Annotated in this window: 10 protein-coding genes and 1 pseudogene; 9 read left to right on the plus strand and 2 right to left on the minus strand. The window is 69.5% G+C overall.

The features are described 5' to 3' along the window. Positions 1-130 precede the first annotated feature (130 nt). A complete protein-coding gene (locus tag ACYP53_RS24465; RefSeq protein ID WP_459648963.1) occupies positions 131-2,365 on the minus strand; it encodes an alpha-L-fucosidase in 2,235 nt (744 codons plus the stop codon). 417 nt (positions 2,366-2,782) lie between these two features. Between ACYP53_RS24465 and ACYP53_RS24470 the strand changes: the two genes are divergently transcribed. From ACYP53_RS24470 to ACYP53_RS24500, 7 genes and pseudogenes are all read left to right on the plus strand, one after another. Further along, the gene (locus ACYP53_RS24470; RefSeq protein ID WP_459648964.1) at positions 2,783-3,847 is read left to right on the plus strand and encodes a sugar ABC transporter substrate-binding protein; all 1,065 of its coding nucleotides are present in this window, start codon (positions 2,783-2,785) and stop codon (positions 3,845-3,847) included. A gap of 47 nt (positions 3,848-3,894) precedes the next feature. Beyond that, complete coding sequence (locus ACYP53_RS24475) at positions 3,895-5,460, plus strand: sugar ABC transporter ATP-binding protein (RefSeq protein WP_459648965.1); 1,566 nt, start codon at positions 3,895-3,897, stop codon at positions 5,458-5,460. Continuing rightward, positions 5,453-6,493, plus strand: coding sequence for an ABC transporter permease (locus ACYP53_RS24480; RefSeq protein WP_459648966.1), 1,041 nt, complete (start codon positions 5,453-5,455; stop codon positions 6,491-6,493). The genes ACYP53_RS24475 and ACYP53_RS24480 overlap by 8 nt, the downstream gene beginning before the upstream one ends. A 91-nt stretch (positions 6,494-6,584) precedes the next feature. Further along, positions 6,585-7,898 carry an L-fuconate dehydratase gene (locus ACYP53_RS24485; protein ID WP_459648967.1) on the plus strand — a complete coding sequence of 438 codons (1,314 nt, stop codon included), beginning with the start codon at positions 6,585-6,587 and terminating at the stop codon, positions 7,896-7,898. 75 nt (positions 7,899-7,973) lie between these two features. Next, a complete protein-coding gene (locus ACYP53_RS24490; protein WP_459648968.1) occupies positions 7,974-9,017 on the plus strand; it encodes a zinc-dependent alcohol dehydrogenase in 1,044 nt (347 codons plus the stop codon). Positions 9,018-9,138: 121 nt separating this feature from the next. After that, a pseudogene (locus ACYP53_RS24495) lies at positions 9,139-9,507 on the plus strand (aldo/keto reductase); the annotation flags it as partial. After that, positions 9,498-10,205: a FadR/GntR family transcriptional regulator gene (locus ACYP53_RS24500; RefSeq protein WP_459648969.1), complete on the plus strand. Its 708-nt coding sequence runs from the start codon at positions 9,498-9,500 to the stop codon at positions 10,203-10,205. The pseudogene ACYP53_RS24495 and the gene ACYP53_RS24500, both read left to right, overlap by 10 nt. Before the next feature lie 7 nt (positions 10,206-10,212). Here the strand turns inward: ACYP53_RS24500 and ACYP53_RS24505 are convergent, their stop codons facing one another. Then, on the minus strand, positions 10,213-10,464 hold the full coding sequence (locus ACYP53_RS24505) for a hypothetical protein (protein WP_459648970.1): 252 nt from the start codon (positions 10,462-10,464) through the stop codon (positions 10,213-10,215). An 84-nt stretch (positions 10,465-10,548) separates the two neighbouring features. Here ACYP53_RS24505 and ACYP53_RS24510 point away from each other — a divergent pair, with 84 nt between their 5' ends. Beyond that, positions 10,549-11,274, plus strand: coding sequence for a beta galactosidase jelly roll domain-containing protein (locus ACYP53_RS24510; RefSeq protein ID WP_459648971.1), 726 nt, complete (start codon positions 10,549-10,551; stop codon positions 11,272-11,274). Positions 11,275-11,835: 561 nt separating this feature from the next. Then, positions 11,836-14,937 (plus strand): RICIN domain-containing protein, encoded by a 3,102-nt coding sequence (locus tag ACYP53_RS24515; protein ID WP_459648972.1) that lies wholly within the window; start codon positions 11,836-11,838, stop codon positions 14,935-14,937. Positions 14,938-15,277: the final 340 nt, after the last annotated feature.

Genomic DNA, 15,277 nt, shown 5'->3' on the forward strand with positions numbered 1-15,277 from the left:
TGACGTGCTGCCCGGACAGGTGGTGACAGTGTGTCAGCGGGCGGGCTGGCAGCGGCGCGGACGGCTGTGAGGACGCCGCCCGCACCGCTGCCGTGAGCGGCTGGTCCTCGCCGTCAGACGGCGGCGGGGCTCAGAGGGCGGTGAACGTCCACAGCAGGTTGGCGCTGCTGTTGTAGCTCCACTGCTTGGTGACGGCGCCGGCCGCGACGTTGCCGCCGCCGTCCAGGACCAGGCCGGTGGTGCGGTTGGCGATCGAGTAGGTGTTGCTGCCCCGCGGGGTGATCCGCCACTGCTGGTTGGTACCGCCGTTCCACTCCGCCTGCCTGGCGGCGGAGCCGTTGGCGGTGGCGCCCCAGCCGTCGGCGACCATGCCGTTGGTGCGGTTGACCAGCTTGTAGTAGCCCTCGCCCACCTCCACGGCCTGCCACTGGAGGTTGGTGCTGCCGTTCCAGCCCCACTGCTTGAGGTCGGACCCGGAGGTGACGTTGCCGCCGCTGTCCAGGACGAGGCCGTCGGTCACGTTGGTGAGCCGGAAGTACGCCGACGGGTTGAACTGGACCTTGAGCGAAGTGATCTGGTCGTTGTTGCCGGTGGCCCTGAGGTCGGGGTTGTCGGCGGTGAAGGTCCAGGCGGCGCCGGTGAAGTTGTCTCCGGAGTAGCCGATGACCTGATAGCCGGGGGACGGGCGGAGCGAGGAGATGCTGCGCGGGCCCAGCCCGGCCGTGGTCAGGGCGGCCGCGGTGTAGTCGCCGAGGCTCAGGGCGGCGGTGCTGCCGGTGTAGTTGACGTCCGCGTAGGCGACGGCGGCGGCGGGCGGCGCCAGGTTGGGGATGGGGCCCGAGAAGGCGAGCTTCAGGACGTACGCGTGGGCGCCGTACGGCGCCGCGGCGGAGGGCAGGGTGACCGTCAGGCCCGAGGAGCTCTGGGCCGGCGCGGGGAGGTCGATGTAGGTGCCGGAGGTGGAGCCGAGCAGCTTGACGGAGGTCAGCGAGGAGAGGTCGATCCGGTCCGCGGCAAGGGTCTTGATGGTCAGTGAACTTCCGGGCCAGCCGAGGACGGTGGCGTACAGGACGTTGCCGGCCTTGTTGCGGGTGAAGCGGATGTCCTGGGCCGTGCCGGCCGTCGGGTTGGTGAACGAGCCGCCGCCCATCTTCGTCGGGCCCTCGCCGTACGCCGTCCAGGCACGGGTCGAGTAGATCGACTCGCCGAAGCGCTTGAGGTAATCGCCCATGCCGAGCAGGACGTCCTTCTGCCCCTGGGGGATGGTGCCGTCTGCCATCGGCGCGATGTTCAGCAGCACGTTGCCGTTCTTGCTGACCCGGTCCACGAAGGAGTGCAGCATCTGCTGGACGCTGTAGTAGCCGATGCCCTGCGTGTAGCACCAGCTGCTGCTGGAGATGCTGTCGTCGGTCAGCCAGTACGGGCTGGTCAGGTCGGCCGGGCCGCCGCGCTCGTAGTCGAAGACCTCGCCCTTGTTGTCGAAGCCGTCCTTGAAGGTGGCGACCACCTCGCGGCCCCAGGAGTTGGCCTGGTTGTAGTAGTAGGACAGGAAGTTGAGGCGCTGCGTCTCGTCGACCACGTTCAGGTCGAAGTCCTGCCAGAGGATGTCCGGTTGGGCGCGGTCGACGACCTCCTTCAGCTTGTCGTACCAGAGTTGGTTCTCCTGCGCCCGGTCCAGCTGCCCGTAGAGCTTCTTGAGGCTCGGATCCGACTGCGCGGGGGCGCTCTCGTAGAAGCCGTTGAAGTTGAACGCGTGGTGCATGGCCACCAGCAGCTTGAGGTTCTTGGCGCGGATCGCCGTGGCGAACAGCTGCAGCAGGTTCAGCTTCGGGCCCTTGGCGGCCGAGTTCCACTCGTTGACCCGGCTGTCCCACATCGAGAAGCCGTCGTGGTGCTCGGCGACCGGCCCGGCGAACTTGGCGCCGGCGTCGACGAACAGCTGCGCCCACTCGTCGGGGTCGAAGTTCCCGCCGGCCGACTTCAGCTTCGGCGCGAACTGCACGGTGTTGCCCGCCAGGTCCCGCGCTCCGTCGATGAAGTTGTGGTACGGCCAGGCCGACGGCTGGCCGTAGGTCGCGATGTGGTGCTGGTTGGCCCTGCTGCCGGCCTTGTACATGTTCCGCGGGTACCACTCGTTGTCGTACGCGGGAACGCTGAAGACCCCCCAGTGGAAGTAGATCCCGAACTTGGCGTCCTGGAACCACTCCGGAGCCGCCGGGTGCTGGTCGACCGAGGTCCAGTCGGGTGTGTAGGTGCTCGGCGCCGCGTGCGCGACACCGGCCACGAGGCCGCCGCCGGCCATGGCTGCCGCCGCTACGCCTGCGGCGACGGACAGGAACTGACGCCTGTTGAGAGAACTCGGCATGAGGACACCCCTGAAGTGGTGGGCACGAGAGGCACGTTGGGCCAAGGGCCGCGCGACGCGCACGCCCCTTGAGCGCCGGAGGTTACGCACGAAGTTCGTCCATGTAACGCCCCGGTGTCAACGGGCGTGCAGGGATGATTGGAAGTCATCGAGCCTCGATCTGTGAGCAGTTGTCATGCTTTACCCCAATATTTTCTCGGCAGACATGGCATGTCTGTGGCCTCGCACGGAGAACCTGCCGCCGCACCCTGATGCTCATTGATGGGATTGATTCGACCCCTGCGGCATCCCGGCGGAACCGCATCATGCCCACTTCCAGCAATTCTGCGCGAAGCCTGGACAGGACCCCGACTGCCGCCTATACATACATCCCATCTCTCCGATGCAGTCGCACAAGGAACCAGCGAGGTCGTACCGATGAGACTCCGAACCGCTCTCCGCTCCTCCGCCTCCGCCCTGTCCGCCCTCGTCCTGCTCAGCGCCTGCGGCAGCGGCGCGGGCACCTCGTCCACGTCGGGCGGCGCGCCGCTGGTCGGCGTCGACTACCCGCGTTCGGACACCGACTTCTGGAACTCGTACATCAGGTACACCCCCGGCTACGCCGGGCAGTTGGGCCTGTCGCTGAAGACGACGAACTCGCAGAACGACGTGGCCAAGCTGACCGCCAACGCGCAGACGTTCATCAGCCAGGGGGTGAAGGGGCTCGCGATGGCGCCGCAGGACACCGCCGCCATCGCGCCGACGCTGGCGCAGTTGGAGGCGAAGAAGATACCCGTCGTCACCATCGACACCCGCCCCGACAGCGGAAAGGTGTTCATGGTGGTGCGGGCCGACAACCGTGCCTACGGCGAGAAGGCCTGCCGGTTCCTCGGCACGAAGCTGAACGGCCAGGGCAAGGTCGTCATGCTGCAGGGCGGCCTGGACTCCATCAACGGCCGGGACCGCACAGAGGCGTTCAACGACTGCATGACGAAGAACTACCCCGGCATCAAGGTGCTCGGCGAGGCCACCAACTGGGACGGCGCGGTCGCCGCGCAGAAACTCCAGACCGACCTCACGGCCAACCCGGACATCAAGGGCGTCTACATGCAGTCCAGCTTCGCCCTGGCCGGGACCCTCCAGGTCCTCAAGCAGAAGGGCCTGCTGGTCGACCCGTCGGACCCGAAGCACGTCTTCGTCGTGTCCAACGACGGCATCCCCGAGGAGCTCAAGTCGATCGCGGGGGGCAAGATCGACGCCACCGTCTCCCAGCCGGCCGACCTGTACGCCAAGTACGCGCTGCACTACCTGAAGGCCGCCATCGACGGGAAGACCTTCCAGCCCGGCAAGACCGACCACGACAGCACCATCATCCAGGTCCGGCCGGGTCTCCTCGAGGACCAGCTCTCCGCTCCTCTGGTCACCGCCGACGGCGGCACCTACGGCGGTGTCCCCAGCGTCAAGAGCGACGACTCCTCCCTGTGGGGCAACAGCAACGGCTGACCTGCCCTGATCAGGACCCAACGGCTAACGAGTACAAGGCGGTTGTGATGAGCGACGGGGAGCGAGCAGTCAGCCCCGCGCCCGCCCCGGCGGACGGCGGACGGCCCCAGGCGGGCCCACCCGTCGTCGAGGCGACGGGCATAGTCAAACGATTCGGTCCGACGGTGGCGCTCAACGGCGCCCGGATCACCATCAGGGCCGGCGAGACCCACGCGCTCGTCGGCCGTAACGGGGCCGGCAAGTCGACACTCGTGTCGGTCCTCACCGGCCTGCAGGCCCCCGACGAGGGGACGGTCGGCTTCGGCGGCAGCCCCGCACCGCGGCTGGCGGACCGCGACGCCTGGCGGCAGCGCGTGGCCTGCGTGTACCAGAAGTCCACGATCATCCCCACCCTGACCGTCGCCGAGAACCTCTTCCTCAACCGCCACGACCACGGCCGCGGCGGGCTCATCAGCTGGCAGGGAGTGCGCCGGCGGGCGAAGGAGCTGCTGTCGACGTGGTCCGTGGACGTCGACCCGCAGACCTCGGCCGGCGAACTGAACGTGGAACAGCGGCAGTTCGTGGAGATCGCCCGGGCGCTGTCCTTCGGAGCCCGGTTCATCATCCTGGACGAGCCGACCGCCCAGCTCGACGGCGCGGCCATCACCCGCCTCTTCGACCGGATCCGCGACCTGCAGCGCCAGGGCGTGACCTTCCTTTTCATCAGTCACCACCTCCAGGAGGTCTACGACATCTGCGACATGGTGACGGTGTTCCGCGACGCCCGGCACGTCGTGACCGCGCCGGTCACGGAGCTCCCCCGCAACGAGCTGGTCGCGGCGATGACCGGCGAGGCGGCGGGCGACCGGCCGCCGGTGCGGTCGGGCGGCATCGACCGCACCGGCGTGCCGGCCCTGTCGGTGCGGGCGCTCGGAAGTGGCGGTGCCTACGGTGACGTCACCTTCGAGGTGGGCGCAGGGGAGATCGTCGGACTCGCGGGTGCCGCCGGCAGCGGTCGCACCGAGGTCGCCGAGACGGTCGTGGGACTGCGGGCGGCCCAGGCCGGCGAGGTGGCGATCGCCGGGCGGCGGCCCCGGCCCGGCAGCGTTCCCGCCGCGCTCGCCGCGGGTACCGGGTTCGTCCCGCAGGACCGCCACCACCAGGGGTTCGTGCCCGACATGTCGATCGCCGACAACGCCACGCTGTCCGTGCCGCACCGGCTGGGCCGGAGCGGATTCCTCAGCCGCGAGCGGCGGGACCGGCTCGCCGGCGACATGATCGAGAAGCTCGCGATCAAGACGCCCGGCCCCGAGCTGCCCGTCTCCGCGCTCTCGGGCGGCAACCAGCAGAAGGTCGTCATGGCCCGGGCGCTGGCGGACGACCCCCGGCTGCTGGTGCTGATCAATCCGACCGCGGGGGTGGACGTGCGCTCCAAGGAGTTCCTCCTCGGCAAAGTCGAGGAGACGGCGCAGACCGGCACGGGCGTGCTCATCGCCTCCGACGAACTCGACGACCTCCGTATGTGCGACCGGGTCCTGGTGATGTTCCAGGGCCGGGTGACCTCAGAGATGGCCCGCGGCTGGCACGACCACGAGCTCGTGGCCGCGATGGAAGGAGTGGACCTCGATGCCTGAAACCGTCCTCGCGGACGCGGCCGCCGGGACCGCGGAGCCCAAGCCCCCGCGCACCGCGCTGCTCGGCGGCCGGATACCCCTGGCCCGGCTGCGCGACCTCGCCCTCGTCCCCGCGATCGTCGTCATCGCGATCGTCGGACAGATCGTCAATCCCGTTTTCCTGCAGGCCGACAACCTCGTCAACGTCCTGCAGACCATGTCCGAGATGGCCCTGCTGGTCCTCGCCCAGACGATGATCCTGATCGTCAAGAAGATGGACCTGTCGCTGGAGTCCACCATGGGCCTCGCGCCCGGCATCGCGGCCTGGCTGGTCGTCCCGGCCGGCGCGGGACACGGCCTCGGACTGCTTCCCGGCGCCTGGGCGGTCCCCGTCACCCTGGGCGTCGGCGTACTCGTCGGCGTGATCAACTCGCTGCTGATCATCCGCTTCGGCCTCAACGGCTTCATCGTCACCCTCGGCATGCTCATCGTCCTGCGCGGCATCCTCACCGGAGTCTCCGGCGGCCAGACCTTCTTCCAACTGCCGGAGTCGATGCTCTACCTCGGCACCGCCCAGTGGTTCGGGATGCCCGCCTCCATCTGGACCTGCCTGGCCCTGTTCGCGATCGCCATCGTGGTTCTCGGCTGGACCAGCTTCGGCCGCTCCCTCTACGCGATCGGCGGCAACGTCGACGCCTCGAAGGCGGCCGGCATCCGTACCGACCGGGTGCTGTGGACCGTGATCGTCAGCGGCAGCGCGCTCGCCGCCCTGGCCGGGCTGATGCTGTCCGGACGCCTGGCCTCGGTCGCCTCCGCCCAGGGCAACGGCTACATCTTCACCGTCTTCGCCGCCGCCGTCATCGGCGGGATCAGCCTGAACGGCGGCAAGGGCACGATGTTCGGCGCGTTCTGCGGCATCCTGCTGCTCTTCATGATCCAGAACGTGCTCACGCTGGCGGGCGTCCCCGCCCAGTGGATCGGCGCCCTCAACGGCCTGATCATCCTGGTCGCCCTCGCCATCTCCCGCATCACCGGCGGCAAGGTCCAGGAGTGACCCGGGCGGCCGTCGCCGGCCACCCGTCCGCCGTCACGCCCACCACCCGCCATCAGGGTCAAATCCCTTCCTTTTCCCAGGAGTTGCCGCCGTGCCCGAATCCGCCCGCATCACCTCCCTGGACGTCCTGGACGTCCGCTTCCCCACCTCCGAGCACCTGGACGGCTCGGACGCGATGAACCCCGAGCCCGACTACTCCGCCGCCTACGTGGTGCTGCGCACCGACGCCGGCGACGGGCTCGACGGCCACGCCCTCGCCTTCACCACCGGACGCGGCAACGACGTGCAGGCCGCCGCCATCGCGGCCCTCGCCCCGTACGTGGTCGGCCTGTCCGTCGAGGAGGTCTGCGCCGACCTCGGAGAGTTCGCCCGAACTCTCGTCCACGACCCCCAACTGCGGTGGCTCGGGCCGGAGAAGGGGGCCATCCACATGGCCACCGGAGCCGTCGTCAACGCCGCCTGGGACCTCGCCGCCAAGCGCGCCGGCCAGCCGGTCTGGCGCTTCCTCGCCGAGATGTCCCCCGAGGACCTGGTCGCCCAGGTCGACTTCCGCTGGCTCAGCGACGCCCTCACCCCTGAGGAGGCGCTGGAGATCCTGCGCCGCGCCGAACCGGGCCGACAGGAGCGCATCGCCCGTCTTCTGGAGCGCGGCTACCCCGCCTACACCACCACCCCCGGCTGGCTCGGCTACTCCGACGAGAAGCTGACCCGCCTCGCCAACGAGGCCGTCGCCGACGGCTTCACCCAGATCAAGCTGAAGGTCGGCGCGGACCTGGCGGACGACGTCCGGCGCATGCGTGCGGCCCGGAAGGCGGTCGGCCCGGACATCCGCATCGCCGTCGACGCCAACCAGCGGTGGGACGTCGCACCGGCGATCGACTGGATGCGCGCCCTCGCCCCCTTCGACCCGTACTGGATCGAGGAGCCCACCTCCCCCGACGACATCCTCGGCCACGCGGCCGTCCGCAACGCCGTCAGCCCCATCAAGGTCGCCACCGGCGAGCACATCGCCAACCGGGTCGTCTTCAAGCAGCTGCTCCAGGCCGGCGCGGTGGACATCGTGCAGATCGACTCCGCACGGGTCGGCGGCGTCAACGAGAACCTCGCGATCCTCCTGCTGGCCGCGAAGTTCGGGGTCCCGGTGTGCCCGCACGCCGGTGGTGTGGGGCTCTGCGAGATGGTCCAGCACCTGTCGATGTTCGATTACGTCGCGGTCAGCGGCAGCACCGAGGACCGGGTCATCGAGTACGTCGACCACCTGCACGAGCACTTCGTCGACCCCGTCCGCATCGCCGAGGGCCGCTACCTCGCGCCGACCCTGCCCGGGTTGAGCGCACAGATGCACCCGGCCTCACTCAAGGAGTACACCTACCCCGACGGCCCGGTCTGGACCGCCCGCGCCTGACCTCGCCGCCGGCACCCGCACTCATGCCAACCTGCTGCTGACCATCGGCGTCCGCGCTGAAGGGACCCTGAGGAAATGACGCTTGCTGTCCGTTACACGGCCGCTCGTACGCTGGACACGGCTCCGGTCGAGCCGTCCGAGCCCGGCCCCGGCGAAGTGCTGCTGGCTCCCGCGTACGTGGGGATCTGCGGTACCGATCTGCACATCTTCCACGGCGACATGGACGCCCGGGTCGCCGCGCCGGCGGTCCTGGGCCACGAGATGTCCGGCCGGGTGCTCGCGGTGGGCGCCGGGGTGGAGGGCTGGCGGCCCGGGGACGCGGTGACGGTGATGCCGCTGCGCTGGGACGGCACCTGCCCCGCGTGTCTGAGCGGCCACCGGCACGTCTGCCAGAACCTGGACTTCATCGGCATCGACTCGCCGGGCGCCATGCAGCAGCGCTGGACCGTCCCCGCCGACACGCTGATCCGGCTGCCGGACTCGCTGGCGCTGGACCGGGCCGCGCTGGTGGAGCCCACCGCGGTGGCCGTGCACGATGTCGGGCGGGCCGAGGTGCGGGCCGGTGAGCGGGTCGTCGTCGTCGGCGGCGGTCCGGTCGGGATCCTGATCGCGCTGGTGGCGCGGGCGGCCGGGGCCGAGGTCCGGGTGGTGGAGCTGAGCGCCCACCGGCGGAAGCTGGCCGAGGAGTCGGGGCTGGCCACCTGGGACCCGGCGGACGGGGACGTCGTCGAGGCGGTCCGGGAGTGGACCGGCGGCGCGGGCGCGGACGTCGCGTTCGAGGTGTCCGGTGCGGCGGCCGGTGTCGACACCGCGGTGGAGGTGCTGGGCGTACGCGGCCGGCTGTGCCTGGTGGCGATCCACCCCCGGCCCCGCGAGGTCAACCTGCACCGCTTCTTCTGGCGCGAGCTCACCCTGGTGGGGGCCCGGCTGTACGACCGCTGCGACTTCGAGCGGGCGGTGGCGCTGGTCGCCGACGGCACGATCCCGGCCGAGCGGCTGATCAGCAAGGTCGTGCCGCTCACCGAGGCACCCGCGGCGTTCGAGGCCCTGGAGGGCGGCGGCGACGTGATGAAGATCCTCGTGGACTGCACCGACGACACCCAGGAGGTTTCGGCATGAGCGCCTTCGACCCGACCGGCCGGCTCGCCGTCGTCACCGGCGCCGGCGCGGCATCGGCCGGGCCGTGGCCCGCGGCCAGGGCAAGATCATCTTCACGGCCTCGCTGCTCAGCTTCCAGGGCGGCAAGAGCGTCGTCGCGGTCGGCGCGTTCAACTCCGGACTGCTCTCCCGCGACCGGCCGGCCGACGGCATGAAGTACGACTACCGGGAGGCTCCCCCGGCCGTGGTGACCCGCGCCCGGGCGATCGCCGAGGTCTGCGCGGAGCACGGTACGACCTTGCCCGCCGCCGCGGTCGCCTTCCCGTACAGCCATCCCAGTATCATCAACGTCACTCTCGGCATGCGGACCGCGGAACAGGTCGGACGGAACGTGGAACTCCACAGTCAGCACATCCCCCAGGCCCTCTGGGACGATCTGCGCGCCCAGGAACTCATCAGGTCGGACGTGCCCGTCGCGATCAGGGCCGGAAGGAGCGCACGGTGTCGCTGACGGACAAGGCCATCGCGCGGATCCGGGAGCTGATCCGCAGCGGAGCGCTGCCCCCAGGCTCGAAGCTCCCGCCGGAGCAGGAGCTGGCCGCCCAGCTCGGCCTCTCCCGCAATCTCGCACGGGAGGCCGTGAAGGCGTTGGCCGTCGCCCGGGTCCTGGAGGTCCGACGGGGCGACGGCACCTACGTGACCAGCCTGCAGCCGAGCCTCCTCCTGGAGGGGCTCGGCGGTGCGGTGGAACTGCTGCAGGGCGACTCCGCCGCGGTGCAGGACCTCTTCGAGGTGCGGCGGCTCCTGGAACCGGTCGCCACAGCGCTGGCCGCCACCCGGATCTCCGACGAGCAGCTGGCCGAGGTCGAGCGGCACCTGGAGGCCATGCGCGAAGCCCGTGACGACGTGGAGCTGCTCAACGCCCATGACGCCGCGTTCCACCGCGCCGTCATCGCGGCCACGGGCAACGAGACGCTGCTCACGCTCCTGGAGGGCATCTCCGGGCGGACCTTGCGCGCCCGAACCTGGCGCGGTCTGGTCGACGCCCAGGCCTCGGACCGGACCATCGCCGAGCACGAGGCGATCCTCCGGGCGCTGTCGATCCGCGACGCCTCGCTCAGTCAGGCCGCCGCCCTGCTGCACGTCAGCAACACCGCCCAGTGGCTGAGCGAGCACCTGCGTTCGGGAGAAGCCCTCCCGTGGGCCTGATGGCCCGTCAGCACAGGACCGCTGCGAGGTCGGCTCCCTCGCGCACGAGGACGGGGATGCGTTCCAGCGGGGCGTCGACGTCGAGGGTGCCACCGTCTTGGGACACCTGCCCGGTGGCCGGGTCGAGCCAGCGGGCGCCGGACGGCAGGTACACCCGGCGGGAACGGGCGCCCGCCTCGTACACGGGCGCCGCCAGCACGTCGGGCCCGAGCAGGAACTGATCGTCGACGTCCCAGGCGCGCTCGTCCCCGGGTACCACGCCTTCCGCGACGTCATCGCCAAGTACGCCCCGGTACCGGCCGGGCCGGTGCCGGCCCCCGCGCCGAAGCTCCCCGCGGCCAGGGTGACGCTCACCGACACCGCACCACTGTTCACCGTCCTGTCGGCCCTCGGCAGCGCAGAGACGTCCGAACACCCGCTCACCATGGAGCGGTTGGGTCAGGGCTTCGGCTACGTCCTCTACGAGGCGACCCTGCCGACCGCAGGCCCCGCGCTGCTGGAACTGGACGGCGTCCGCGACCGCGCCCAGGTCTTCGTCGACGGACAGCCCATCGGCGTGCTCGAACGGGAGAACCACGAACGGGCCATCGCGTTCACCGCCCCCGCTGCCCGAAGCGTGCTGCGCGTCCTGGTGGAGAACCAGGGCCGCGTGAACTACGGCCGAGGAATGCACGACCGCAAGGGCCTGCTCGGCCCCGTCCTGCTCAACGGCACCGAACTGACGGGCTGGACCAACCGCCCGCTGCCCCTGACCGACCTCGGCGGCCTCGCCTTCGCACCCACCGAGGGGCCCGCCGTCGGGCCGGTCTTCCACAGGGGCACCTTCGACGTCGAGGAACCGGCCGACGCCTTCGTCCACCTGCCCGACTGGACCAAGGGCAACGTCTGGATCAACGGCTTCCACCTCGGCCGCCACTGGTCCCGCGGCCCCCAGCGCTCCCTGTACGTACCCGGCCCCGTCCTGCGCCCGGGGCCGAACGAGATCACCGTACTCGAACTGCACACCACGAGCCTCGACCGCACGGTGGAACTGCGCGAGCAGCCCGACCTCGGCCCCACCGAGGAATGACCGACCACCCGTGAACAGCCGGGGCGGTCCTCAAGACCGCGGCCATTCCCGAGGCCGCGTGGACGCCGATCCGGGACGCGGAAGCGTTCGTGGATCCCGATACCGGCGAGCCGGTCTTCGACGCGAAGGTCACCGAGGCCGGGTACACGGCGTTCGCGGGCCGGACGGCCGCGCCGACGGGCAGTTCGCCGGGCTGTGCCGCTGTGCGGCCGCCTACGCGGAGCCGGGCGTCCGGCGCTCCAGGACCACCACCGTGATCTGACGCTCCCCCGCCGGCCCCGCCGCCCGATGGGCAGCGCGGCCGACTTGTTCGCACGTCAGCTATGAGTACTACTCATTTGCCAGCGAGATTGCCTGTCAATGACACCGAGCGATAAGGGGCATCCAGGGATTTACCAGACACAATCCCATCCTTTATAGTCTCACCGCACCGTGCTGTCGAAATGAACCCTGCATAAACCCTTGACTGGGCTCATGATAGGTCGGCTAATTTCACCCACAGAAGTCGCCGAGCCGCTATGAGCGTCTGCTCGACCGTCCGAGCCGCCAGGATGGATCAGGATGAAACCCCTCAGCTCCGTCGTCCGCAAGGCGCCAGTGGCGCTTGCGACGGCCGTCTCCGTAACGCTACTGACCTCCCTCGCCGCACCGCCCCCGGCCTCGGCCTCGGCCCAGGCGACGTACTACGTCGCCCCCGGCGGTGACGACGCCAACCCCGGTACCGTCACGGCGCCGTTCAGGACCCTCCAGCACGCGCGGGACGTCGTGCGCACGGTCGACGGCAACATGACCGGGGACATCAACGTCCTTCTCCGGGGCGGTACTTACCCGATGAGCAGCACCGTCGACTTCACCTCGGCCGACTCCGGCACGAACGGTCACCGTGTCGTGTACGCCGCCTTCCCGGGCGAGAAGCCGGTCCTGGACGGAGGCGTTCAGGTGTCGGGGTGGACCCAGCACAGCGGGAACATCTGGAAGGCCACCCTCGACCGGGACGACAAGCTCCGCGCGCTCTACGTCAACGACAAGCGCGCCCAGATGGCGTCGAAGACGATCAACACGACCGGTTGCTACGGGACTTACACGGTCACGGCAGGCCAGGCTCCCTGGGCCTGGGAGTCGGGTTCGCAGTGCGACGGGGCCAAGTACGGCCTCTCCGACCTGCCGGCCGTCGCGTCCAACCAGGACGACGTCGAGATCGAGTCGGCGACGACCTGGACCACGGCCATCGTGGGTGTCCGCCAGATCACCACGAGCCCGGACGGTGCCAACCGCGTGGCCCTGTTCCAGCAGCCGGGTGCGGCCATCGCCCAGGCACCGCCGTACGGCCCGTTCAAAGCCAGCGGCAGTCACACGTTCATGAACGCGTACGAGTTCCTGGACCAGCCGGGCGAGTTCTACTTCGACAAGAGCACCCACACGCTGTACTACTACAAGTCCGGCTCCGAGGACATGGCCACGGCGAAGGTCTTCGCGCCGAACAACCTGTCCACCCTCCTCAAGATCGCCGGCACGTCGACCACCGACCACGCGCGGAACATCACGTTCTCCGGGCTCACGGTCGAGCACTCCGACTGGAACCTGGTCAATGTCGCGGGCTCCGTCTTCCGGCAGGGAACACAGGGCAACGCGAGCTCGACCGTGTACGCGAGGAAGAACTTCCACGCCTACACCTACCGCAACGTCGACCTGCCGCCCGCGGCCGTCCAGCTCGAGAACGCCGACGGGATCGTCCTGCAGGGCAACACGGTGCAGCACACCGGTGCCGACGGGATCACCCTGGCCAACGACGTGACGGACTCACAGTTGACCGGCAACGTCACGAATGACACAGCCGGCTCCGCGATCACCGTGGGGCACCCCCAGCACGTGTACATCGGGGACTACACCTCGGCCGACCACGAGAAGTACCCGGTGAACGTCGAGGGGCTCTGCAAGAACATCTCGATCACGGACAACTACCTCTACGACAGCGCGGTATTGTTCCAGGGCTCCAGCCCCGTGTCGGCGTACTTCGTCGAGTCCCTGTCCGTGCAGCACAACCGGATCGAGAAGTCCCCGTGGGCGGGCATCACCCTCGGCTGGGGCTGGTGGAACTTCGACGGTTCGACGAACTCCGTCAATCCCGGGAACCCGACCACCACGGCGAAGAACAACACCGTCAAGTACAACCAGATCCTCGACACGATGCAGGTGCTCGGCGACTCCGCTCCCATCTACACGCTGGGCAGCCAGCCGGGAACGGAGATCAGCGGCAACTACATCAAGGGTGTCCCTGCGGGCCACAAGTACGGCCTGCACCCCGATGAGGGCTCCGCCTTCATCAACGAGCACGACAACGTGTTCGACGTCGACCCGGGTCTGGCGTACACCGTCAACTCCGGCACCTGGGGCCGGCAACACGACCTGACCATCACCAACAACTACGGCACCGTCAACAAGATCGCCGGCAGGAACGTCCCGAACAGCACGATCCAGGACGTGCGGGGGTACGGGGACAACGTGTGGCCGTCGCAGGCGTACGGCATCGCCCTGAACGCGGGTCTGGAGGACGCCTACAAGAACCTCGTCCCCCGGAGCAGAGCGGCGGCTCTCCAGGACTACACCCTGCCCGCGAGCACGTTCGCCGGCACGGGCGTGATGAGTGTTCCGGTGCGCAGCCCCGGGGACGCGGCCAAGACGCTCTGGCTGGCTCCCGCCGGTACGACGACGTTCGCCGCCGGTCCCACCATGACCAGCGCGAGCGGCGCCTCGACGCGGATCAGCGTTCCGCAGGCGGCGGGCGACTACCGCCTCTACGTCGTGGACGCCCAGGGGAACGCGTCCGCCGCGTCGAACACCCTCGTGCGACAGCGCTGGAACCACGTCGACGACAAGGCCGCGGGCGTGACCTACTCCGGGACCTGGTCGAACTGGAACGACACGAAGGACATGAACGGGTCCGAGAAGTTCACGAGCACCGCGGGCGACTACGCCGAGTTCTCGTTCACCGGCTCGGGCGTGCGGTACCTCGGCATGACGCAGCCGAACATGGGCAAGGTGGACGTCTACATCGACGGCACCTTGGCCCGGGCCGGCATCGACGCGTACGCCCCGACCGTGACGAAGCAGGTGCCGCTGTTCGAGAAGACGGACCTGGCCGCGGGCCCGCACACGATCAGGGTGGTGTGCACAGGGACGAAGAACACCGCCGCCTCCTCCGCCGTCTGCGCGGTGGACGCGTTCGCCCCCATCTCGTTCCCCGCGACGAACGCCAACCACAAGATGGTCGACAAGAGCGGCTCCAAGGCGGTCGACGTCTCGGGCGGATCGTTGTCCGCCGGAGCCGACGTCATCCAGTGGACCGACTCCGGAGCCGGGAACCAGAACTGGCGCTTCGTCCCGGTGGGTGACGGCAGTTACAAGGTCACCAACCGGAACAGTGCCCTGGTCATGGACGTCAGCGGTGCTTCCACCGCGGACGGCGCGTCCGTCGTCCAGTCGGCCGACACCAACGCCGCGGACCAGCACTGGACACCGGTCGCCACCGGAAACGGCTACTACAAGATCAAGAACGTGAACAGCGGCAAGGTGCTCGACGTGTCCTCGGGAGGCACTCAGCTCGTCCAGGCGACGGACACCAACGCCGACAGCCAGTTGTGGAAGGTGGTCGACGTGGACTGACCTGGTCCGCGAAGGACGCAGCCCGGTCCGGCGGGCTGCCTCCCCCGGGCCGACCTCAGGGCTCCCCGCCTCCTCGGCGAAGCCGGGAGCCCTGCGGCGCTCGCCTGCGCAACACCCCACCGCAGACCACACAGCGGAGGTCGCACAGTTCACACCCGACAGGCCGGACACCGGCAAGGAAACGACTCGATTCGTAAGAACTCGGATGGGCCTGCCTCGATCCACCGCCCTCACCGCGCAGGAGGGTGTGCGGGCGAAGACCGACCTGGAGCGCCCGCTTGAGCGCCGCCCGGGGCTCGGTGCCGTGGGCGTGACCAGTGGACAAGTGTGAACCCGCGCA

This window comes from Kitasatospora sp. Ki12 (genome assembly GCF_054601375.1).